Genomic DNA, 24,808 nt, shown 5'->3' on the forward strand with positions numbered 1-24,808 from the left:
GGGGATCTGTGGATGCCATTTGATAATTCATTGAAAAATAATCAAACGCCTGAGCGGGTGCGTGCTTTGTGTCAATTGGTCGAATACGCAGCCTATACGCGTGAGGAAGTCGCCCAATTGTTACAACCATTTTCCACAAAAAGAGAAACGACAAAGCAAATCCTGACGTTTTCTACAAGCGGCAAACTAGTGATCGAACAAGACAAAAAATTGTATTCTGCCCTGCCACCGGGAGCAGCGCAGGACCCGCGACTGTTTCGTAGAACGATTATTCAAAACGCGCATCAACAACCAGATCTCGTATTCCACCGGTTTACGGCGTGGGCACTCGGAAAGGGACAGGAACTCATGGTCTCAAAAGCAGATCAAATGGAACTTATGTTTTTTGACGAGGTTTCCAGGAAGTCGACCACTAACAGGGAATATAACAAATTCAATATTACAGCGTGGATGGATTGGGCCGGATATTTAGGATACGGTTTTTCACATAACTCGCATTTCCTAGTCAATCCCGCTTTACGCATAGAAGAAGCTCTATTTTTTGATGAGGCACTGGAAAGAGAGAAGTCGATGCCTTTCCGTCAGTTCATGCAGTGGCTGAATCGTTCGGTTCCGGAATTGGATGGGGGGGCCTATCACGAACAAGTATACGCAAGTCGTCAAGACCAACGCTTGTCCTACGCATTGTCTGTGGGACTGAGGACGCTTCATCAGCAAGGAGTCATCCGTCTCAACACGGTAAAAGATGCCTCTGATGTCTGGTATTTAACGCCGAGCAAACTGCATGAAGTTTCTTCAGCAGTAACCGAGTTTACGATTCGCGGAGGGCGATAATGATGAAGTATCCTGCGATTGCCGAACGATTGCATCAAGTCATTAAAGTAGAGGCCAAAGATGTAAGTGAAGCGTATTTCTTAGCGACGCACAAGCCTTTTGAAAAATTACACTTGGTTCCAAGGAATAAGACCAAAGAAGAGGTCGGATTCATCGATGAAGAGCACTTTTTTCAATCGGTGTTCACTCAGAAAGACCGTCATCACTTTATCATGGTCAAAGGGGATAACGGTTCAGGGAAATCTCACCTCATTCGTTGGGTAAAGGAACGACTTCAATATGATTCCCTTGTGGATTTAGAAAAAGAAACGATTCTGTTCATTTCCCGTGCACAAAGCACACTTCGAGGGGCTTTGGAGCAAATCATTAATGCGAAGGTGTTCCAGCAAAGTGAAATGACCGAGAAACTGCGCAAGTTGGTGCAAGCCAATGAACATTTAAGTAAAGATGGGCTGAAACAACGGATTATTCATCATTTTGCAATCGCCGTTGAAGAAGATAAAGACAATACCTCGTCTAACGTCAGTTCGCGAGATCGAAGTCAGTTATATGCTTTTTTAGTAGAACAAGATACTCAGCGATTTCTCCTCGCAGAAGGCGGTCCTATCGAGAGAATTCAAAAGAAGCTTGCATCCGAAGCTAGAAATGAAGTGATGACGGATGTCAATCCCTGGTTTGAGGCCAGTGACTTTGTCATTACCATGGACCAGTTGGAGATGATCAAGCGCTCGGATACAGGACGTCGTGCACTGCGCTTTATCGAATCGATCGCGGATTCCACCAACGCTGTGGAACAACAACAAATTCTGAAAAAGCGTGAAGACATCGCAACGTATTTGAATTTGTTTCTCGATAAGGTCATCCAGGAGTGTACGCAGTTTCGCGGAACTGATCTAACCGAAACGTTCAAACTGTTACGCCAGGAATTAAGGAGACAAGGCAAAAGTTTAACCTTATTGATAGAAGATATAACCTCGTTTACCGGCATCGATAAAGCGCTCATCGATGTACTTGCGTATACGCACGAAGGAACGGAATATGATGAGTCGCTATGCCGATTGATTTCGATCGTCGGTGTGACCAATTGGTACTATGATAATGCCATTAACGACAACTTCAAAGAACGTGTCACAGCACTCTTACATGTCGATGACGCTTTCGGTGACGTGTCTGACATGGTAGAAATGACAGCACGGTATTTGAACGCCATTTATATTGAACCAGAAAAAGTGAATGACTGGCTCACGTCGGGTGCTCGTCAAGAAGAACTGCCAATAGCGGATGCATTCCGTGAGCATAAGTGGGCCAAACTGTCAGTAGGCAGTCATTCAATGACGTTATTCCCGTTTAATGTAACGGCCATACAAAATTTTCATAACAAAAAAGAACTCAAAACACCACGTCGTTTCTTGCAAGATGTCGTGTTGAAATTCGTTCATCTCATGCTAACACAAGGCCCGGAAATGTTCCCACCAGATTACACTATGGCAAATCTTAACGTGTCTTGGGTTGACCCGCAAGATGATGCCGTCTTAAGACGGCAAGCACCAACTAACCAAGTTGGCCGGTATATGATGTTATTCCGGGTGTGGGGGAATCGCACGCTGGACTCGTATACCCAAGATGGTAAGCGATGGGTAGGTGGCCTTCAAGAAGAGGTATTTCGCTCGTTCGGTTTATCCGTATTATCGGGCAACGATATTCCCGAACCAATGGGTAGGGGAGGAACCACAACCATTGGTGTAGGCACAAATCCCGGTTCATCCGTAGGTGGGAATGCTATTTTGAAGCCCATTGCTGAACCACCAAGCGGTGGTGACACGGCGGAGGGCAAAAAAACTAGCAAGGAACCTGAACCCGTTCCAATTCCATCTGATCGTGTACCCGGACCTAGTATTTCGGTACCCAATGATCCGAGGGAAACACGCTTTCGAGCGATTGAACGCGATATCGAAAAGTGGATGAATGGGGAGAGTCTTGCTTCTTTTTCCACCTTGCTTAACGATCTTCTCAGCATCTTGGATTCCGCGATACGGTGGGAAGATGCTGGCATTCCGGCCATCATGGTGAAGGACTATTTGACATCGCGTCGCATTGAGATTGAAGGTCAGACCGGTAGTGTGACACTTAGTGCGGAGCACAGGCTTGTGTTCCATCGAGAGGAAGCGTTTCGATATGCCCTTCTCGCTCTTGCGGCATGGCGAGAGATGGGGAATAAATCATGGCAGTTTTCTGGGGCGGAAGACTATGTTCTCGTATTATATAACTGGATACATCAGGAACAACAAAGGATTATTCAATTTGTCCGTGATCCCTTCAGCACGGGTGCCGAAGTAAGTGTATTCGATGAGATCACGGTGGCAGGGCAAGTCGTGGTTACAACGTTGAGCGAAGCCTTCACAGGCTGCGGCACTTCCGTTGAAGAAGTGTACTTGCAGATGGCCAAGTTAGATTTACAGGGGAAAGTGAACACTACAAGGAACGACAAATGGCAAGCACTTCAAAGGATCGTATCGGGGGATGCCAAAGATTTGAGTGAACATTACCTTCGATATTTCAATTTGGTACAAGGAGATATTCGAAGGGGCGCACAGTCAGAAGCATTTTATCTACATGCTGCCCGCATTTTACCCGTGCTTAAGAAACTGCTTTCTGAGACGTGGTCGTTCGAGCAGGTAGTACTTCCCAATAAACCGAAACAGAAGTCGGAATTATCGTGGTATCGTTCTATCAACTTGCTTCATGATACGAGAAAGCAATTACCTGAAGCGATTCGAGCGGAATATACGAAAACGGATGAGTTTGCGACCCATGTCACAAGTCTGCTCGGGGAAGATATCAAAGAGGTAGAGTTGCTTTTTGAAGACATGAGACAATTGGTGCTGTGGTTACAAGAACAACGGGAAATTGATCCTACCCCATTTAAATGGATGCTATCCGATGCATGTAACCCCAATGAGGTTGTGGCTTATCTGTCGGTATTGTCATCGATCGGGCAATTGCAAGGTATAGCAGGCCAATTTATGAGTTTATCGAAGGATCCCATCCTACCGCTGCAGCCGTATCAAGAAGCATTAGCGCAGTTCCACAATATGATTGACCGTTTACACCATACGTATCAACAGCGCCTGACGAATCTCGGCAATCAATCCGGCCAAACGGATGCTGTCAATGAAGAAACCAAGAAAGCACTGCAAAGTTTACACAATGAACTGGATCTTATGAAGGCGGGGGTGCACCATGCTACGAAATAAAATCCAGCAAACAAAAGAATTGATGGCGCAAACGAAAGCCGCGCAATCGGTTCAAGAGCGATTTAGACGCAGTAAAGACTTATCTGAACTGGTGAAAGACAAACTTCCTGCCACGATCAAAGCGGTAACCGCTGTACGTTTGGTGGAAGACACGTATCCGATGCAATGGAAATTACCGAATGTTCGGCAAACCATACGCTTACTTACTGAATTGATCAATGACATTGAGCATCAGCCCAAGGAGAAATTCGGACAAATCCAACGATCGTTAGAGCCTTTTATGTCTGACGCCAAGAATCAGTGGCCCGACATTGCGAAGAAACAGCACATGGATAGCAAGAAGGCACTCCTTGTATTTCAGCGAGTCCGAAAGAATGACCCGGTTTTAGAGCAATTGGTTCAGACGTTCGATACGATTGAGAAAACGTGGCCGGTAACGGAAAAGAGTCTGACCCATCATCAGAAGTCCATCTCGGATGCCAAAGATCTGATTGCTTCTCTTGGGGCTAATAACAAAGTACAGATTTTTTTGGAAAAGATGGCAACTGGTCAGGCTACATTGAAAGATATGAACGATGAAGTCATTCAGTGGTTCGAAGCTCAAAATTTAACGTCGGATATTTACATCACGTTCAAGTGAGGTGATAGAAGTGGCACGCCCATCCTTTGATATATTATGCGAGGAAATATTATCGCAATTGGAACGTAAAGAGAATCAGTTGTTGGAGTGGGGGTTTGTAGGAGGAGCGATCACCGCGGAGGCGGTCATCGCTCCTCTCCTTGACCATCCACCGACGAAAGTGCTTGAGACGTTAATCGAGCAGCAAGCCATCGGTCATGGAGCAATCCCAACAATTATTGACAATTTAGTTGAACGAAAATTGATGTTTCGCACGCAAGACGGTCGATACCGAACGCGATATGCAGAAGCAATTCGGTTGCTTTTCTTGCTGAAACAACGGTTTAGTGAAAAGGACTGGCAATCCGGTCGAAATCTGGTTAGCCATGTGAAGCCGATGCTCGCCTATCGAAAATATCCGAAACGTGATCAAACACTCAACGATATTCTCCTCGATCTGCAAGCAATTGAGATACATCCAAACCAGTTGAAGGCATTGAGTACATTACTTCGTGACGGCCTTTTTCAACTGGCATCCTTTCAAGTACGTTCTCTGCGCCAACTTCTTGAGTGGACGCAGCGTCCAACAGATCAGGCCACCATTATTGGTGCAGGTACGGGCTCAGGCAAAACGAAAGCATTTTACTTACCAGCATTCAGTCATCTTGCTGCGCTAATCCAGCAGGATTCCAGGCATTGGGCAAAAGTCATCGGTATTTACCCGCGCGTAGAGCTCTTGAAGGACCAGTTCCGTGAAGCGATTAGTGAGATCATTGAACTGAAGACCTATTTTGAGGCGGCGGGTACGAGAAGTGTCACGATTGGATGCTATTACGGGGATACTCCACGAAATGCTCAAGAGGTTATCAAAAGTCAATTTCGAAAGTGGAAGAAGCAAGGGTCAGGATACATCTGCCCGTCACTGACTTGTCCGGAATGCGGCTCTTCCATGTTGTGGGCAGAGAGTGACATCAATTGGGAAATCAAGCATGGGAGTGGAGAAAAGGAGCGCCTTACGTGTGAAGATTCGGACTGCGGCTATCACCTAAGTTCCAATCAAATCGTCCTCACCCGTGAACGAATGCTCCGAACACCACCGGATGTATTGTTTACATCCACTGAAATGTTGAATCGGAAATTGACGAGTGTCGATGAACGCCACTTATTCGGTGTTCAGGCCATCGCCCCTCCCCTCTTTGTGTTAATGGATGAAGTGCACATCTATGAGGGGGTTAGTGGGGCGCACGTGGCGTATTTACTACGTCGCTGGCGTAAGCAGATGGGACGAAAACGTGGCACCCATTTCGTTGGGTTATCGGCGACACTTTCTAATCCGAAGGCGTTTTTCTCGCAACTCACCGGTCTGAAACAGGAACTCGTTACATATGTGACCCCAGAAGAGGAGGAGATGTTCTCCGAAGGAATGGAGTACAACCTCATCGTGAGAGGGGATCCGTTCTCGGCAACGTCGATACTATCGACTTCCGTACAAACGGCCATGCTCGTGGGACGTATATTAGATCCTCTATTTGAAGATGTTTCCCGCGGCGCCGTGGGATCGAAGTTATTTGGATTTACGGATAAACTCGATGTCATTAACCGTTGGTATCATATTGAAGTGGATGCAGAGAGATATAAGACGCTGAGCAAGTATCGAGACCACGAACTGCTTTCAGATGAATACAGAGCAACGTTACAAGCTCAGGTTGCTTTGGGGCAAATCTGGCACATACCGAAATTAATCGATGCAAACAGTTTGAGGCAACCGCTCACCTTGGACATTACGTCTTCCCAGCATAAGGGAGTGAATGAATCCGCTAAGCTCGTGATTGCAACGAGTACGCTCGAAGTAGGGTATAACGATCCAAGGGTGGGGGCTGTCATCCAACATAAGGCTCCCCGTAACCTCGCCTCCTTTTTACAGAGAAAGGGACGTGCGGGACGTACCCGAGGCATGCGACCATGGACCATTGTCGTCACATCGGCGTATGGGAGAGACCGGTATGTCTATGACTATCCAGAGCAGTTGTTTAGCCCGAATCTTAATGATCTATCGTTACCACTTCGTAACACGTATGTACAACGAATCCAGATGGCATTTGCATTTATGGAGTATATCACCCATAAATTATTTCATTTTGGTAGCCGCGTGGATGTACGTGACTTATTTACGGAATCAGGATCACAGCGATATCCTGACGAGAATTACTACGTCCTAAAGGAACTCCGAAATCTCATTGACGGGCAAGATGCCGAATGGAGGGAGTATGTTAAAGATTCACTCCAGTTATCTGAGGCGGATATGACGCGGTTACTCTGGGCTCCTCCGCGTTCATTCTGGCTTGAACTCTTACCAACTTTATTTGTGCAATTACAAACTCAGTATTCTTTGGCCCGGGAAGACCAGAAGGAATATCCGCTTCGCGGTTATGTACCCCGCACGCTATTTACAGCACTGGATGTTTCCGAACTTACCTTGAAATTACCGAATGAGAAAATGGAGCCCATGGCGATTGTACCTGGGATGATCGAATTTGCACCAGGCAATGTGTCTAAACGATTCGTCAACGCGGAGAGAATCAGTGAAGCCCATTGGATATCCAGTGACACAGGGGTTATCGATGTTAACGGAGAGGATATCAAATCGAAACGGATTACTGAGGTTCCTACGGATAGCGGGTTATTGCCTATTTATGAGCCGTATGCAGTAAAGTTAACTCAAATTCCATCCGAGGTATCCGATCGCTCTACAGGCTTCCATGACTGGAGGACGTTCATCGAAACGGTTGCAGAGACGACCGATCTTGAGATGATTCTCCATCCGAACTCTGCACTGGCTCCGTTGATAAAACAGATTTCTTGGTACATGAGTGAGGAAAATAATTACGTGGCTTTCACTCGCTTTTCCCCTCGAGTACTTTCAGAGCTGAAGTTTAAGAAGTCGGACCGGGGTACAGAGAGCAGAACATTTGAGTTTACCGCTCAAGACAAACCTGCAGCTCTAGGGTTCCAGCGATTCGTCGATGCACTGGTTATTGAAGTTCAAGCCTACGATCTTGAATCACTTTACAAAAACACTCGTTGGGACCAGGTCGTTCAAGAGTCGAAACCGACATTCTACGCACATTTGGTCAAGCATGACCCAAATATCGTGTCACAACTGAACTCATTTGAAATCGAATGGCTCACTCAAATTATCCTTTCTTCCGTCATTGCAACAGCGGTAAGTCGACAAAATGACTTAAAAGGAGCCATCGAAGAATTTAAGCAGCATGCCGCGGCCATCGCGACGAGGACCCTTGAAGTCATTTTTCATTCGACGATTGTAGCGACAGGAGATCAGGATCAGGACCCAGCAGACGAAAGTAAAGTATTTCGTAATCTGTTTTCGCTCATTCGTGATACCAATCTAATGAAAAGTTTCCTTTTAAATCTAACAAGCATAGGTGACGATATCCGGAATCACGCAGACTTTCCGGATTGGGTGAAACAAACAGCGACGACTACCATTGGTGCTGCAGTCTATCGCGCTTTAGGTCAGATGTTACCGGATGTAAATATCGAGGACTTAATCATTGATATCCAAGATAACTTCATTTACTTATCGGAAGGCGAATCGGGTGGGTTAGGGATTATAAGCAAAGTCGCAAGTGTAATCCACCACTCGGCAGGTCGATTTGAAGAATACGTTATTCAAAGCTTGCGTAGTTGCTCAAGGCACAAAGTATCTTCTTCCTTGAAAGCCGTATTACCTTTATTACAGGAATCAAAGTTCCAGTCTTTACTAGAAGAGATTCGACAGGCTCGCCGCGTTGAAGATCAGCAGAACCTTCTCACTCGCTTACAAACGGAATTGGACCGCGTGGGGATACCTCCGAAGCGAGAATTTATTATTAGTTTGGCGAGCAAGTATTTACGTGGCCAATCTTCTGCGCAACTCGATGCACTGACGAAGGAACTCCATGATCTTTGGCACCAAGAAAGCCATCGAATTGGTTGCCGAATTAGTGTCAGTGAATTCGCGGTTGCCTGCTTGAAGTATGATTATATCGCGCTTCAAGTCGATCAATTGCTAGATCGTATCGAAGCGGGTGAAGACCAGCAGCAAAAGCAGCGATATCTGTTAATAGAGTCCTTACTATTAGCTGATTGTCACGACTCGTGTCCCGAATGTTTAGAGATCTATTCACCGTTTCAGAAGTTTATAAAGCCATCGAGGATCTTGGTTGAGCAAATGCTTCGGCCAACTCACGTCGTGGTTCGATATGGTGAAGCGAGTTGGAAAGAATTGACCAAAGAAGCCCTGCAAAAAGGCAGACGGGTAAGATTGATCGGTGCCTATGAAGAGCGAATGCACCTGCAACAGGATATGTTAGCGATCGTGCATTCACCGGTAGAAACGTCGTTTGAAGTCTTCTTCCCATACATTGAGGCGGTCCATAACCATGGGCAGGAATGGCATTATGATCTTCGAATTCGTGAGGTGTCCCATGTATAGCCGAACCATCCGTTCTCAAACCGGTAATTATACGCTACAGGATCTCCTGATTTCAGTCTTCGTCACGGAACTGATGCACCCCAGCGAGGAGGTCTACCTCATATCGCCGTACCTCAGCAATGTTCCGATGATTGATAATCAACTAGAGACCTATTCGGATTTGTTTCCGATGGTTCGCAACCGGTGGATTTACTTGTCGGACATCTTACTAACGCTGGCTTGGAAAGGTTCTTCTGTCCGTGTGATATGTGATCCCGATCGTCCAGAATCCCAAGGAATCATCGCTGAACTGCGAGATCAAATCGAAATGCGAAAACTACAGGACAATCACGAAAAAGGCTTATTTACCGAACGAATCTATTTGCATGGTTCGATGAATTTCACATATCGTGGTGTCTACGTAAATTTGGAGAGCGTGCGAACGACCTTCCATCCATCTGAGGTTCATCAAAATTTAATCGCTGCTCGCGGACGCTGGGAGGAGGCGGAGATTATATGAGCATCGTGTCGTCAAAAGAGCAATTTATCAAAGCTTATGTGGAGAGTTACCGCCCAGCACAGCCTCATGTTGCCTATCACAAGATGATGTCGAGACTGCTTAGCGAACAGACGGCTGTACTTCCCATTCAGTCGGGCGATCAGGTATTTTGGTTAGTCCTTCAAGCGGATAAGAAAACAGGTCGGGATCATGCGAAAGAAATTCAGCATTTTATCGGTAACTACTGCAAAGTAGGGCATGCTGATCATCGCATGTTTGTTACGGGTAAATCAGCTTTACACGAAACCGGGGTTTCCAGTTACCCAAGTGGTTACTACATCTTTCGGTCGACTTCTGACCGAAACCAGTCGATTTGGGACATGCTCAACTTGTGGTTAGAGTTGGATGAAAAACGGCCCATATTATCTCCCATGGACACCGAATATAGTGCATTCACTCTTCGCAATATGTTCCAAGAACAAGTGGCGACGGAGCAGTGGGATGCTGCACAAAGCACGTTAGAGATCATTCGCCAAGGCCATTATGTCAGTGAGGAAAATTACCTTTTTCTGAAAATTCAATGGTTAGGGGCTCAGCATGAATGGGAGAAGGTCTGGTACTCGAAGGACTTTGAAATCATAAGCCATCTGGATTATGTGCCTTCCCGCATTCAACATTTTCTGTTAAAGGCAGCCTATTCAACGCTAGCACGATCGGATGCGGATCACCAATACCTGATTTCATTGAAAGCATTTACCCAAACAAGATACCGGCTGGGGAACTTGCTCCAAAAATTCATTGCCAGTAATGAAGAGCCCGTTTGCCGACTCAAAGCCTATAATGCGTTTGTAGAATCGGATCACGAAGGTTTGGAACGATTGCTGACGTTGGTTACCGACGAGACTACGATCTCGCTCATACACTTTTTAATGGACCGACTTTCTCCGTCACAGCACGTCACGATCACCATCGAAGAAAAAGTGCAACAGGCGTTTTTTTCTCAGCGGTATGATGACGCTTATCACGATGTAAAAGCCAGTTTATTGTCACCCTTCAAAGTGAAGTATTTATGCAAAATCGCGACAATGACTGATGCTGACCTAGTGTATCAAGAGGCCAAGACGGCCTTAGAAAGTCTATCGGCGGGAGAACGACAACTCCTGTTGCAAGATCCAGAGTGTCGCGCGGACCTTCTATTGGTTCAGGCACGAATGAGTCCTCAACCCATCGTCAGTGCACAACCACAAAACACGGACACGATTCATGAAGTAACGTGGCATGGATGGTTTTCCCAATTCATTGAATACTCTGAAAAGACGGATCAATTGCAGCAGCAATTACGAACGATTGACACGACGCGCGGTGGCATGGTTTGGACAGATAATGTGCTCTCTCAAATGGCAGAACAGTTTGCGGAACTTGCCATGATGTCTTTAACTGGCAACTCGAGAAGTTTACTAGAAACAGGCTTATCCATGTTTATGGCGGAGTTAACTGATCCCGAGCACTTCCCGCAGGACCAGGCGCTGAGTTTATATGATTATTGTTCAGAACTCATGATGGCCCAATCGAAGAAGAATAAAGCCACAATGGTCTATTTTCAGAAATTGTCAGAAGGACTCTTACATTTAGACTTCACGTTAGCCTCAACGCAGTTTCAACGTATGCAAACTTGGTTTGATATTTCTCCAAGTAAAATGGCGTTACCATATTTGCAAACAGCGCTGGAGCTATATTTTGATTACGGGATCTCGCAGCAGCAGTTAGTTAATCTTTGGAATGATTGGAGCGGCACACTAGGGGAATCACTCTTAACCATGGAACCGTTTGAGCTAGAGAACTGGTGTGAACTAGGAAAGCTCATGGGGGCCGATGATAATCTATTACATTGGTTGCGACAACACTTGGAGCAGCAAGGCGAAGTAGAGACCGATGTGTTTACTGGTCTTCCGCCAATGAAAATAGCGATTTTTACCCTTCGCGAGCATACCGCAAAGCGCGCCGTAGAAAAATTGTTAGCCCGAAACTCGCAATGTAAATACGTACTTTGTACCGACGATGCACTTACAGCGGAAGCAAAGGCCCATGTCAAATCAGCGGATATTGTGGTCATCGTGACGACTTGCTTGAGTCATGCTATTTTTTACGGTATTCAATCGTTTCTAAGAGAGAATGTAGTTTACCCTCGTAGCTCAGGCACGTCGGGCATTCTGGCGGCAATAGAGGAATATGTAAAGAAAAAATATGATTCGTAATTCTTTGTAGTACATCTCATGAATTGTAGTGTAATTGGAATAATAAAAGAAGAGTGTTGGGTTTGTTACGGTGAACCAAATAATAAATCACACAAATTACGATATTTAAATGAAGGAAGACCCCTTTACGTTCAGGGCTCTTCCTTTTTTTACGTGGAAAGTAGCGGTTGGGAACCAAGCTAAACTTGTATAGCGGGCACTTTTGCCTGAAAACAGAAAAAACCCCTCCGACTCGTTACTCGTTGTAGGAAGGGGCTGACCCAAAAAATGTCTCTGCGTGTTTGATACTACGATGCTTGCCAGTGGTTTTAATGATCCGTTGCTTCCCGTTGGCAAACCAAGTCTTCTGAATAGCTTGATAATCACGGATCATGCTCTCATCTTCAAACAAAATATGATTAATTTCGCCGTGGAGAATTTATGCTTGTCAACTAACTTCAGTTACTTTAGTCGTCGATTCTTTAGTATCATCGGCTTTCTTTTCAGGGAAGTTTTTCTCTAAGCAGTTGAGGATAGCCTTGCCTTCTTCATTGTGTTTTGAATTTTTAACAGCACCTTCGATACACTTGTAGACCAGGTATATTACCCCAATACCAGCAGCTCCACCAATAGCACCCTGAATTCTTCCAATCTTGAGTGAGTGAGCCGATTCTGCAAGGAAAAACTCAGCGATTCTTGTAAGGCCTCTTTGCATATCACCGCCGCCGAACTCTTTGAGTGCACGTGTCATATCAGCACCTGTCTTTGCGTTTCTTGTTATTAAGTTTGTAATTTGTATTACAGTATTATTCATTTTAAGTACCCTTTCTTGGTTGGTTTGGTTGGTTCTATTTTTGTCTTGTATTCATCATAACACTGTGATATTACATAGAAAAGGATAAATTAGTCGCGAAATATATCTATTTACTAGGATTTAAGACAATAAAAAGATAAAATAATCCTTTTAAAAAGGAGAGTGCTAATATGGCGTTAAAGAATTTGAAACTTGCAGAATTTCCGGAATTTGGGCAAAGACTTATGGGACTTGCCAGGGAGAATGATAAAGAGACTCCGGCTGAAATAGCGCAGGCCTTATATGAGAGATGCTATGAATTAGTAAAGCCGAGTGAAAGAAAGAATAAGCATGGCAAGGTTGTAAAAAGCGAAGAAAATGACATAAAGGCTATTATCAAATTTGTTCAGATGCATCTGAATGAAGAGAACGCGTATAACGTACATAGCAGGTATTTGTATGCGTATAGCCAGCTATTTGAGTGTTCAATCGACTACTTGTATGGTATTACGAAAGTCAGAAGTCATGATTTCGACATTCGTCAGATCTGTGAAAAAACTGGGTTGTCTGAGAAAGCGGTAATTAATATAGTTGAAAATTATGATGATGATCCTCAAGTATTTTCGATGACTCTTTGGTGGTCGAAGCTATTAGAAGACCAAGCTTTTTACAGTATCCCTATGGATTGGTTCATGTATAGTGCTAAGGTTCTAGATGGTCAGGACTTACAGAAAAAAATAAAGGCTATTGAATCAGCACTAAAAAAAGTCAAACTTGACGAAACTACAAAGACAATGCAAGAAATGAGACGCGACACGCTTGAAAAACTGAAGCCATCTATAGAAGATGCATGTTATGGCGCATTTGGAAAAATGATTAGAAACATTCAGAATTACCTTGATGACCGTACTATAGACTGGCTTAGTAAGCAACATAGTGAGTTCGATGAAATGTATTACAATAGCGAGATTAATAAAATGAAAATACTAGAAGCAGTATTAAAGGAATAAAAAAACAAATGCTCATGTACGTTATGAACAAGCACTCCACAAGAAGTCGATATTCGAAATATTAAGGGGATTGAAGATAGGCGCATTATTCCTTAAATCCCTTCACGCTACCCGTCTATCCTTTTGGCATGAAGTGAAAAATGTTTCGCAAGAGTCAAGTACATAAGTTAATTATTAAGGCGAGTTGATCACTGAATTTTATTTTATCAAGGCTACGAGGAGAAAAACAATGAGTAAGATTGATACGAAATATTGTTATTTGTCAGATTCCATTGGTATGAAATTTAACCCCGAATTGTATAATTCAAAAGAAAACACAATAGGATGTCATACATATAAAGATCCTGATGCAGTAAGTAAAAAACTATATGATGATTTAAAAAACTTGTGGAATAGTGAAATACTTGCGAGAACTTTAACAGATCAACTGCCACTAAAGTTTGAAAAACACGCCACAATGATGAATTTAGTTGACCAATATGGAAGAAGATATAGCAGTGATTTCATAGGGCCATCTAGAGCATGGGCAAAGTATGTTCTAATAGAGGATTTCCTAATAGGAAAATACCTTGAAAAAGCAAGGACAATTGGTGGTCATATGATCTGGCCTTTAAATGGTACTTCAAGAACAATTAATACTGCTCGTGGAGGCGGAAATAGTCTTTATGATAGAATTGATTTGACACTTGCTGAGCTAAGGAATTATTTTGTCGGAGACTCATTCTGGTTCATTAAAGGATTGAGAACTGTATTTGAAAAAGAGGAAACATGGCTATCCAATTTTCGGAATATCTCCAAAGATGGTTTGTTTGCATTTACTACATTTATTGATTATTGGAAGCTAAATCCTTTTGTAAGTGGTTCCGATTATCAGGTTATTTCTCTAGCAAAGTCTGACTTAAAAAACAATGAAATCTTATTGGTGACAAAGAATGAAACTATTTTTCCGGGCAATAATATACATCTGCGGAATAAAGATATTATGAAATTAGATGAATTTAAGGATAAACATTATGCAAATCAATTGAAAAATGCTTATAGTAAGTACATAGAGAATAATTTATATGCAATTGAAGAGAGAAATGCTTTATATCACCGGATGGCTAAAGAGAACACAGTTAAGATGTAAAAGATATACTATTGGATGCCATTAACCTCCCCCATTACGCGGCGGAGGTTTTTTCATGTGAACATATGGTGTCTGACATATTATGGTCAGAATAATGCTGTAGCCGCAAGATTTGTATTCATTCTTATTTTTTTGATCCCGAGTGTTGTTGCAGCTTTTACATCTTATTATGAACTGTTTAATGACAAGCGCCTTTGTTTATTCGTCTCTGATACATTCGTCATTATTCCCATCTGTCACGTCGTCAGGATTCCTAAATTTATTGTTTATTTTATTGTCACAAGTTACTTAGAAAGCGCCATCGCCTTCCTTTTGTTCACCTCGCGAATTAACGTAGACTTGCTTATACCAGTACTGGCTGCAACCTGGTTGTAAGAATCACCACGAAGCAACTTCTCCATAGCATCGTTAAGACGATGTATAGTATAAAGTTTAGGTCTGCCCTCTTTGAACCCTTCCTTAAGCTTGGCAACAGCCTTGCCTTCTTGAGTACGTTCTACGATCATGTCCCTCTCGAATTCAGCCATTGCTGCGAATACAGCGAGCATAGCCCTTCCAATAGGCGTATCTTCTAATAGCCCCATGTTTAGTATTCGAATACGTACCCCCTTTCTCAGAAGCTCCTTGACCATGGTCATACCGTCCACCGCTGACCTAGCAAAACGGTCTAGCTTTGTTACCATGAGGGTATCACCGCGTTTGAGATCTGTAAGCAAGCGTTGCAGTTCAGGGCGATCTTTATGAGTACCTGTTATTTTCTCACTGTATAGCGATTCAGCACCAGCCGCCTTAAGTTGCTCTATCTGCAATTCTAAGTCCTGACCTAAACCAGATACACGCGCATAACCATAATTCACTATGGTTTCCCCTTTCGAATATGACACTAAGTTATGACACCGACTAATGACTTGATTCTACGTTGCTAGTAAGTCGGTGTCAATACTTTTAAGTTATGATTCCGTTGGCGCTACTACGCAATTTCTAGCATGAGCAAGTCAGCGAAGAATATCGGAATTCCATACGTTTTCGGAGTATTTGGTGGAAATCATGAAACAATCTCACAATCTAAGAAAAACCTATAAACGGGGCACCCGTAACGCTTCTTTTTCAGCGTTGGCCCTAAATATAAAACGAATGATCAAAGCGATAGCGTGGGAATGAGAAGTCCTTTCGAACCAGACTAAAACTCGATAAATAAAACAAAATGGGTTGAGGATACTGTCCTCAACCCATTTTGTCAAAAGCCCCTCAAATGGTGGGCTTGAAATCCGTAAGGTGTACAATTGTAACTTGAAAACCCCTAAAGAAATGGTGTCTTCATTCGCTTCTCATCCTTCAACTGCTGAAACAAAAGATCTGATAAAATTAAAGAATGCTGAACTCAAAAGTCGTGCGCGATCACACTCGGGGTAGATTTAGGCAATATTGATCAACGTTCTAACCCGGCACTTCGCCAAGCAATTAGAAATCAGGTGGGTAATTTACAGTTAGAAGAACAGATGGTTCCCTTAAACGAAGAGAATGCTAAGGCTGTATGGGAAAGTATTGTGAAGATCCTCCCTCAATATGCACTATTTCAAGCTGATCGTCCGAGTAATGACGAGGATTCTGAAGTCCAGGATCCTATGAAGTATGCAATAAGTGAGGCTATTAGGACAGATGAAGCAGACTTGCTGCGGATAAAAGAAACTGTACATAATCAGGTGCTTGCCGTCGCTTCAAGAACACTTGATAAATTGAGGCAAATGGATCCAGCCTTAGCGAGTGAGCTAGCCCCTCGTTTTAAATCAGAACCGAAATGGGAAGGACTGTTCAAACTATCTTTGACAAGTGATGATCAGATACCCATAAATAAACGGGGGAGCGGTGTTCGAAGACTTATTTTACTAAACTTCTTTCGTGCGGAAGTCGAACGTAAACTGTTAGAGTCATTTCCAAGCCGTTAGGATCAAACAATGATGCCAGTCTAAGAAGAGTTGCGAGTATGCTAAATAATTCACTTTAGGACAAACTCATCAAATTACAGTTTTTCAACTATGTTTGCAGTAGGACAGGGAAAACCTAAATAGAGCCATGCGAAATCAGGTATATATTCATGGGTTCCCGCGGCTCAATTTCCGTTGAAAAAGTATGGGACATAAGTTCTGCTCCAGCGAAACGGGTAATTTTATAGGATAAAGGAGTTTAGACGATTTATTGGTTATGAAATGATTTTACTTAGATAAATGGAGAAAAGAAGACATTTCGGAAAAATGTAGGGGAGGGGATAAAGGATCTTTAATTTATCTTTCATTTTTTCCATTGAAATGGCCGCCGCGGCGGCCATATTTGTTTTGAATATAGAGGTTCTTTTGCAGTTCAGAAATCCAGATAAATTAATGGTCGATGAATTAGTGAAAACTCATGAGTGTTTATTATAATAGGACTTATAAGAAAAAACGGGATTCCATGTATATTTTTGCGGAAACTGCATATACTAAATGAAGTTATTTTTACACATTGTAAAAATGAGTTTTACAATTGCCGTTCGGAAAGTTATAATTAAAATAAATGTAGGAAAGAGGTGTCAAGAATGAGTTTGAATTTTTATGACTATCGAGAAACGATTTCGAATAACTTGCTTGCGTTTATTCGTGCTAAAGGTTATTCAAAATTGAGTTTGTCAAAATTAACGGAAATTTCTCGTCCAACTATCGATCTAATCCTAAAAGGAGAAAGCCCTAACCAAACTATTTACAATACTCAAATCGCAAAAATAAACGAAACCTTTGGTTTGCCAGAAGATTATTTCATAACCGCTGTTCCTATCGCAGTCACTCCCCCACCACTGGCTTATGCTTATTCGGATCATGGCAATGAACTTGAGAAAAGTGATTTAGCTAAAGAAGCCTTGTTTGGATTGGATAGTATACTCGACGTATATTCGATGTATCTAAAAAAATGACTCGTAAATTCCTCGATAAGACGACATTGCCATTACTTTAGATGAAGTGAGGTGTTAGCACACATTGCGAATTACAAGTGAAAATTTAGATCAGACTGTTCAACTTAATGAACAGATCGCAAAAGAAGTACAAGAACACATTACATTCATCACAAAAAGACTTATTAAGTGGCAATCACTTCCTATTGAACAGCAAGCATTGGAAATTTTAAAAGAGCATAATCTAATTGAGATTCCTATTCCCGATAACAATTGGGGCGGTGCTATTCGAAAATTTTCAAATGGAAGAAAAGTTCCTATCATTAACACTGCACAGGCTCGCTTGTATCAATATTTTATATACTGGCATGAAATATACCACTTAACAGAAGATGATGAACTGCATCAGCACGCTGAAGACAGCTATGATATTACGACTGATTTCGATATGAATGAACGTAAGGCTGATTATTTTGCAAGTCAAATGATCTTTGGCTATTCTGATTTGTATGACTATTACAATTCAATTAAAGAGTCTGATTTCATCGTAAAGATTGCTCACTGCATGAAATCATTCAAAGCACCTTACAAGGCAGTATTAATTGAATTATATCAAATAGCGAAAAAGAATCACAATGAACCATTACAACATCAAATCAAAATATACTTCGATAAGACTTGGACAACGGAACAGTGGTCAATGATTTTCCAAGATTACTCCTTGGACGATTCCCTTATTAAACCTTCCTATCTCACCAATTTGAATCCAATAAAGGAATCAATTGAAAAAGAGATCCGCCAGTATCCAGATGTTGAATTGTATCGTGACAACTTGAACTTGATCTTAGGATGGGAGGCGAAATATAGAGCGATCCAAAAGGAACTAAAGGGGCGTATGGATGAGTAGCTATCGTGACTTGGCGGGATTATTACAAGGTAAAACAGACTCAAAAATCTTAATCTTAGATTCAAACAATTTGCAATTCTATTATCAGCATCAAATGTTAATGCCAGCAACACACATCTTTGCTCCATACGATCTTATTTTAATACCTGGTTGGGTATATGCGGAGTATTCGCATCATACAGGCAAAGATTCCTATGTCAAAAACGATATACCGACCACTAAACTATACATCGACGAAGTTAATGACTATCTGCCAATGCTCGAGCATTCAGATAAGAAATTGATGGAACTCTTCGCTACTTGTTCCACTGCGGAAGAAGCATATAGATTTTTTGGTCCAATGAAGAAATTACAGGTTGATGATTATCCTGATGATTGGATTGTTCAATTTTACAACAATGGTTTTCCTATGCAACAAAAAGGAACATTATTAACAAGAAAAAATGCGGGGGAAATATCTATTATTACTCTCGCCTTCTCTCTTCTATCGCACTTCCAGAGCAACATTGCAAGCATAACACTTGCCTCAAGCGATAAAGGAAGCATTAGATTGAAAGAAAAAGTTTTATCTGTGGCTAATCAGTCTCCATTAGAACTCAACATACATAAAGCACCTCCGATTTCTTTTCTTACAACCGAAGTATCAATGTTCAATGCAGTAAAAAGCGGGATCCTTGATCCGAATCGAATAAGTACATTACGTCCAACACCACGATCATCTATTTATGTTGAACATCACGCAGATATGAGTTCAACAATTCATGATATCGTTGTAGATACGGCATCATTTATTAATATGTGCCAGAATCACCAGAATTATACGATTGTCTATTGATCGTTAATAAATCTAAAGATACAGATCAACGTCTACAAATGACTCCCTAAATCATTGGGAGTTTTTCGTTTATTGTGGAAATTTTAAAATAGCTCATTAATACTAATACAAGATATAGCCTGGTTCAATTAATCTTTATAGAATAAACGTATGGGTAATATTCACTATTAATCAATGGGGAAAGGTATTTTTATCGTTTACAAGTAATAGGTTTTATGGGGGACAGCCTTCGACACCACCTTCTCCAAAATACGGACAAAGTTCACAGTAAGGGCAGGTTGCTTCTTCAACACTACGCTTCTTAGTGAAGCTGCCCTGGGGTAGCCCAACTTTGTCGACTCTCATTACGAAAACTGGTCCGCCACACCTTGAACAGTTCACAGCCCATTCTCCGATGAGCATATATTTCACCGCTATCATACCGATCAGTATTGCTACAAGATTCGCATTTGACAGTTACTCCCCTTATCTTATCTCCTTTGTTAGAAGTAGTTCGACTCTCTCACTATTGTACAGGTTGTTTTAGTTTCGAATTTTTGCAGTTAAAACTGTTTGTGTAACCACTGTTTAGCCGCTGACAATTGTTGACGATATCTAACCGATCAATTGCTAAGTACAGGTTACGCACCTTTGTGCTAGGATAAAGGTAAATCTTAGCAATGGGGGTTATGAGATTGCAAAATCCAGATATACAGACGGTAATCGATATAGTTACGAAAAAGTATAAATGCTCTCTATTTAGTATAACACGGAAGAAAATCATGTTTCATGGGGTGAGCAATGGGAAGAAATTGGTCTTATGCAGTCCCGAGTCGAAGCTTCATGTAAAAGGACATGGTTGGTTCGATCTAACCACAAAGCAAGTGGAATTACTAGATAAGGCTGACATAGCAATCTTAGTAGTGAGGTTGGAAGGAAACAAAATTTACTTTGTTGATTTCAAGGAGCTACGTAATTTAATATCCACTGCGAAAACACTCAATTATTCAAGTGATGAAAAGTGGCGGTTATACATATGGAATAATTATATTACTATTAGGGGTAATTCCGCTAAATTCCCGGTTGAACCTGAAATTGCAATCACAGGAGGGATAACTAATGCCTGTAAGCTTGATTTCCAATGATTTAATGGATCGCTTCAAAGACTTGTTAAATGAGACTGAAGATGAGTTGAATATCATCTCCCCTTTTATTGGAACACAGACCGCAACATTCCTATCTGACTGGTTAATCAAAAATCCTACTGTGAAATGCAATGTCATCACAAGGTTTTACCGGGAAGACTTTGTTGAGCGAGTCAGTAGTATTTACGGACTTGAGCGTCTTCTAGAAGCTATGGCGAATATATATGCTCTGGTTGATCTACACTCAAAGCTCTATTTATTCGATACCAACTCTACGATCATTGGTTCAGCCAACTTTACAAAAGGTGGATTCATGTCCAATCATGAAATCTGCGTCTTGATGGATGACGAGCCTGAGATAGCTGAAAAGGCAAATGAGTACTTTTATGACTTACTTGAGCAGATCCAGGCAGCTGGTGATGAAGGGGTTGTCACCCAAGCGTGGATTGATGAAGAGAAAAAGCACGTCCCTCAGATGGCAGCTAACCAACGAAAAAAGGATATTACGTATTCGAATATTTTCAAAAAAGGCGTAACGCTAAAGAAAATTGTTCAACCCGATTTGTTTGAGTCCATACTTGAAAACTCGGATTCATCAGAGGATGTTACGGGAATCTGGTTAAAATTTGAAGGGACTGGAGAAGATCGTATACCTAGCGACTATGATTACAAGCACATGAAAGGAGTCAGGAAACGGGATCTAAATACTACATATTTTCCTCGGCAACCAGGTGGAATCCAAAAGGATGACACTATGTTCTTAACAATAGTCAGCTACGATGAACAAGGCAGACCCACCCCGATGATTGTTGGTTATGCAATTACAGACGGATTTAATCGCAGTAATGTAGCAGACGATGGAGAGGTAAAGGATAGTCCTTGGAAACATCGCTTTCCGTACTATGTAGAATTTACAGGTGGTAAGGTTATAAATGCACCGATTAAAAATGGTGTCCGATTAGTCGACCTCTATAACAGCGTAGGTAAGGCAACCTTCCCGTCATTACGGAAACGGAAAAATGTTAGTCAAGGGACTTTGCAGAGTATGCATTTTAGACGTTCGCATATTCGAATAACCCAAGAGGCGTATGATTTCCTAATCGATGAGCTAAATAAGCGATTTAATAAATATGGAGATATTGCTTTGGGATAACATTTTATTTTTTTGCAGTTAGCCGCTGACACTTTTAGTAATATTAATTTATGCATCAAAGGCTTATTCTAATTTGCATGAGGGTTGAGGTAAGGATGCGCAGAATCTTTGCCGATTCCAGGCAGTTGTACGGCAGCCCGAAAATATGGCAGATCCTGAAACAGCAAGGGCTTCAGGTAGTGATATTGGTCCTCCAGACTTGATTTGGCTTTTCTGCCTTGAAGGATTGATTAAGCAGATTCTCTGCTACCGGCATGGTATGCTTCGAGTTTGTCGTGGCCATGTATTTCTTGACCGTACGCGGCTTTAGGTCGAGTCGCTGTATTGTACGTGAAACGGTTTTATCGGATAGGAATTGGAAAGCTAATCTGATTAAAAGATAACTTTTATAAGGTAAACACCACTACATCTTTAAGTGTCTGCGATCACCACTCAAGCCATGTGGAGTGCGGAAACATTGTAAGTTATTTCAGCCGATTGCTACAGAACACAATTCAGGATAATATGTACCCCAAACGGTGAATGTAAGGGTTAGACATTCAAAAAACATTCTAATAATAAATAATTTGAAATAAATTTTCGAATACTTTACCCCAGAATCCCCTCGTTTTTTTGTAGTCAAAGTGTAGCCAAAAGCTTTAAATAGCGTTAATTTTATCTAAAATTATCTAACATCAATTAACACGGACCGAGCCCCGTAACCCGCATGAAATAAGGCTCCGCGGCACTGAAAAATATAACTTAAAACCAACTAAAGAGGTCAGAACAGGGGTTCGACTCCCCTCACCTCCATACAAAAACAAAGGACACCCTTTCGGGTGTCTTTTGTTTTTATGGTGGTGCGAGCAGGGAGGAGAACCCCTTCAGGGTTCAGTCCGCGCGGACTGGAGCGTAAGCGGAGGGAGCACGGCATTGAAATGTACCGCTAAGGTTGTCGTCTGATGCTATGCTTCGTTAGCAAGTTAAATGGACATTTCAATACTCCCCTCACCAGGAGGTAGCTACCTGCGAGGAATAAGATAGGGAGCCAATCCCATTGCAATGACTTGATGCCCCCGATCATTGGGATGGATGGGCAAAGATCCGCTTAACGCATCTTCAATCTTTCCTTTTTGATATCCATAAATAAGATCTGCTTGTTTTCCTTCAAACCAAGTATGAGCGGGAGCGATAGCTGCATCGTAACTTTGGGCGAGCTCGTTCGTTAACTGATTTAATCGGTCTATCGACTCGATCGCAAGAGGACTGTTCGGAAATGGATTGTACTGCGTACAGCAAATAATTCGGGCATGGCTGCAATTTTTTATTTGAGATAGAATAGCACTTAAATTTCGCTTATAGCTGGTTGCAATTTGTTTTGCATTTAATGGTTGCTGGCTTCTAAGTGAAAACAGCGCTGCGTTTGCTAAATCCACGCCCCCAATCCATATAGAAACAACAGCAGAATGTCTAATCATTGAGGCCCCTTCCCATATGACTGCATCCAACAGATCATAACTGCTCCAACCAGGCCGAGCCAAAACATACCCAGTTACCCTACGGGAGCGTGAATTTAAAGTAGATACAGTCAATTGCGTATAGGCCTTTCTCAAAGAGGAGGCATCTTCCCCAAATGTAATGGAGTCTCCAAGAGCTGTATAGATCATAAGATATCACCAACCCCCTTTTAATCATGCATACAACGTTGAAACCGAGTTACACTACTTTACCAGCTTTTCAGACCTCAGCAGCATTTCTCGTAAAACGGTAGCGACTCGACTTTTCCTATTCTTTGTTTTCTTTTTGATCCATCGTAATGACTTTTTGTGTGCATGGGTATTATTTGGTTGGAAGAACTGTTTGGCTGAAATTTTTAGTGTTTTCTTCAACAACAGTGCGGACGAACGTGTTAACTTAGATCGGATTCCCTTGCGCAATACCCTTAGGGTATTTTTGTAAGCCTCGAAATCCTCTGATGGAGGTAATAGTGTGAATAAATTTAACGAGGAGTCATTGAATCCGTAGGTTTCAAACATGATTTTCAAATTTTCCGTATTGATAATATTTCCTCTGAAGTAGTTTGGATGTTCCTGGTGATATCCGACAACCTCTTTGATGGAATAAAAAGGGATTTTTAATTGATGCAACCTGTAACCAAGGTCCCAGTCTTCGAGTCCATAGAGTATAAACCGTTCATTGAATCCTCCAATACGAGTCAATTGGCTGCGTCTAATCGATACACAACGAGTAACTAATAACATCCAAGGAGCTACATCTGTTTTGGCTAATTGCTTTTTGACGTTTGGGGGTACTCTTGTGGGGATAATCAATTTGGACAAGGCTTCGGTTTGATAAAGGATATCTTCTGGCGTTACTAGCGGAATAATTTCATTCGCTGCTTCAAAGTCTGGATCCCATAAATTGGACTGTATAAGTCTATTGCGAAAATGTTCTTTTTCCTCCGGGGAAAAGTCAGGGTAATAATGGGTATAAGCGTCATCCCACGAGTGAGGAATGCCTGAAAGCACGGCTTTGGGATATTTGCGGTGATATCGGCTCACAATGTTAATAAATTCAGGTAAAACCAAAAAGTCAGCATCGCAGAAGATGACGTACAGCCCTTTCGCATGGCGCAGCCCCAAGTTTCTAACGGCAGATCGACCGCGTTGTTCCTGATGGGATACATAGATAAGGGGGTAGGATGCTTGGAAGCCTTCGACCATTGCCTTCGTTCCGTCTGTAGAACCGTCATCAGCCACAATCACTTCGAATAGATGCTTCGGATATGTTTGTGTTTCAAATGAAACGAGCGTGAGCAAAAGCTGCTGGGCTCTATTAAAGGTAGGAATGATGATGCTGTAGCGGATAGCCAATGTGATCTCCCCCGACCATTTTTTTAGAAAACCCTTCAATTACAAATAAAATAATAACAATATATTCAATGACATTAGCATGGTATAGACAAACATCCTTTAGGGTTCGAAATATTGAGATTTATTGCTTGAAATGTATAGAGCAAGTGTGTCACTATAGGAGCT

Annotated in this window: 18 protein-coding genes and 1 pseudogene; 14 read left to right on the plus strand and 5 right to left on the minus strand. The window is 42.1% G+C overall.

Annotated features, from left to right (window positions below; translation table 11 throughout):
• Positions 1–12: 12 nt before the first annotated feature.
• The 6 genes from ACBP55_RS01605 to dpdD are packed head-to-tail and all read left to right on the plus strand — an operon-like array spanning position 13 to position 11,938.
• Positions 13–834, plus strand: a complete 822-nt coding sequence (locus ACBP55_RS01605) for a hypothetical protein (protein ID WP_464649243.1) — start codon at positions 13–15, stop codon at positions 832–834.
• Positions 834–4,088: a hypothetical protein gene (locus tag ACBP55_RS01610; RefSeq protein WP_464649245.1), complete on the plus strand. Its 3,255-nt coding sequence runs from the start codon at positions 834–836 to the stop codon at positions 4,086–4,088. Before ACBP55_RS01605 ends, ACBP55_RS01610 begins: the two co-directional genes overlap by 1 nt.
• Positions 4,075–4,728 carry a hypothetical protein gene (locus ACBP55_RS01615; protein ID WP_464649247.1) on the plus strand — a complete coding sequence of 218 codons (654 nt, stop codon included), beginning with the start codon at positions 4,075–4,077 and terminating at the stop codon, positions 4,726–4,728. The genes ACBP55_RS01610 and ACBP55_RS01615 overlap by 14 nt, the downstream gene beginning before the upstream one ends.
• Before the next feature lie 10 nt (positions 4,729–4,738).
• The gene (gene dpdJ, locus ACBP55_RS01620; protein ID WP_464649249.1) at positions 4,739–9,205 is read left to right on the plus strand and encodes a protein DpdJ; all 4,467 of its coding nucleotides are present in this window, start codon (positions 4,739–4,741) and stop codon (positions 9,203–9,205) included.
• The gene (dpdK, locus tag ACBP55_RS01625) at positions 9,198–9,704 is read left to right on the plus strand and encodes a phospholipase D-like domain-containing protein DpdK (RefSeq protein WP_464649251.1); all 507 of its coding nucleotides are present in this window, start codon (positions 9,198–9,200) and stop codon (positions 9,702–9,704) included. The genes dpdJ and dpdK overlap by 8 nt, the downstream gene beginning before the upstream one ends.
• Entirely contained in the window at positions 9,701–11,938 is a 2,238-nt protein-coding gene (gene dpdD / locus ACBP55_RS01630; protein ID WP_464649253.1) for a protein DpdD, read from the plus strand. The genes dpdK and dpdD overlap by 4 nt, the downstream gene beginning before the upstream one ends.
• A 280-nt stretch (positions 11,939–12,218) precedes the next feature.
• Here the strand turns inward: dpdD and ACBP55_RS01635 are convergent.
• Both ACBP55_RS01635 and ACBP55_RS01640 read right to left on the minus strand, forming a co-directional pair.
• A pseudogene (locus ACBP55_RS01635) lies at positions 12,219–12,347 on the minus strand (IS630 family transposase); the annotation flags it as partial.
• Between the two features lie 18 nt (positions 12,348–12,365).
• Entirely contained in the window at positions 12,366–12,731 is a 366-nt protein-coding gene (locus ACBP55_RS01640) for a hypothetical protein (RefSeq protein ID WP_464649255.1), read from the minus strand.
• 170 nt (positions 12,732–12,901) lie between these two features.
• Between ACBP55_RS01640 and ACBP55_RS01645 the strand changes: the two genes are divergently transcribed.
• Together ACBP55_RS01645 and ACBP55_RS01650 are read left to right on the plus strand one after the other, a co-directional pair.
• A complete protein-coding gene (locus ACBP55_RS01645; protein ID WP_464649257.1) occupies positions 12,902–13,720 on the plus strand; it encodes a hypothetical protein in 819 nt (272 codons plus the stop codon).
• Between the two features lie 229 nt (positions 13,721–13,949).
• Positions 13,950–14,849 (plus strand): DUF6994 family protein, encoded by a 900-nt coding sequence (locus tag ACBP55_RS01650; protein WP_464649259.1) that lies wholly within the window; start codon positions 13,950–13,952, stop codon positions 14,847–14,849.
• Between the two features lie 284 nt (positions 14,850–15,133).
• Here ACBP55_RS01650 and ACBP55_RS01655 read toward each other — a convergent pair whose 3' ends face one another.
• Entirely contained in the window at positions 15,134–15,706 is a 573-nt protein-coding gene (locus ACBP55_RS01655) for a recombinase family protein (RefSeq protein ID WP_464649261.1), read from the minus strand.
• Positions 15,707–16,273: 567 nt separating this feature from the next.
• Between ACBP55_RS01655 and ACBP55_RS01660 the strand changes: the two genes are divergently transcribed.
• From ACBP55_RS01660 to ACBP55_RS01685, 6 genes are all read left to right on the plus strand, one after another.
• Positions 16,274–16,795 (plus strand): AAA family ATPase, encoded by a 522-nt coding sequence (locus tag ACBP55_RS01660; protein WP_464653202.1) that lies wholly within the window; start codon positions 16,274–16,276, stop codon positions 16,793–16,795.
• 626 nt (positions 16,796–17,421) lie between these two features.
• Complete coding sequence (locus ACBP55_RS01665) at positions 17,422–17,793, plus strand: helix-turn-helix domain-containing protein (protein ID WP_464649263.1); 372 nt, start codon at positions 17,422–17,424, stop codon at positions 17,791–17,793.
• A 64-nt stretch (positions 17,794–17,857) separates the two neighbouring features.
• Entirely contained in the window at positions 17,858–18,679 is an 822-nt protein-coding gene (locus ACBP55_RS01670) for a hypothetical protein (RefSeq protein ID WP_464649265.1), read from the plus strand.
• Positions 18,672–19,514, plus strand: coding sequence for a hypothetical protein (locus ACBP55_RS01675; RefSeq protein WP_464649267.1), 843 nt, complete (start codon positions 18,672–18,674; stop codon positions 19,512–19,514). The genes ACBP55_RS01670 and ACBP55_RS01675 overlap by 8 nt, the downstream gene beginning before the upstream one ends.
• 1,098 nt (positions 19,515–20,612) lie before the next feature.
• Positions 20,613–21,791 carry a phospholipase D family protein gene (locus ACBP55_RS01680; RefSeq protein ID WP_464649269.1) on the plus strand — a complete coding sequence of 393 codons (1,179 nt, stop codon included), beginning with the start codon at positions 20,613–20,615 and terminating at the stop codon, positions 21,789–21,791.
• Positions 21,792–21,886: 95 nt separating this feature from the next.
• The gene (locus ACBP55_RS01685; protein WP_464649271.1) at positions 21,887–21,994 is read left to right on the plus strand and encodes an IS3 family transposase; all 108 of its coding nucleotides are present in this window, start codon (positions 21,887–21,889) and stop codon (positions 21,992–21,994) included.
• 798 nt (positions 21,995–22,792) lie between these two features.
• On the opposite strand, the gene ACBP55_RS01690 is transcribed toward ACBP55_RS01685, so the two are convergent.
• Both ACBP55_RS01690 and ACBP55_RS01695 read right to left on the minus strand, forming a co-directional pair.
• Complete coding sequence (locus tag ACBP55_RS01690) at positions 22,793–23,437, minus strand: SGNH/GDSL hydrolase family protein (protein WP_464649273.1); 645 nt, start codon at positions 23,435–23,437, stop codon at positions 22,793–22,795.
• Positions 23,438–23,491: 54 nt separating this feature from the next.
• Positions 23,492–24,643 (minus strand): glycosyltransferase, encoded by a 1,152-nt coding sequence (locus tag ACBP55_RS01695; RefSeq protein ID WP_464649275.1) that lies wholly within the window; start codon positions 24,641–24,643, stop codon positions 23,492–23,494.
• Positions 24,644–24,808 lie beyond the last annotated feature (165 nt).

The sequence above is a fragment of the Paenibacillus sp. WG02 genome, from assembly GCF_055396115.1.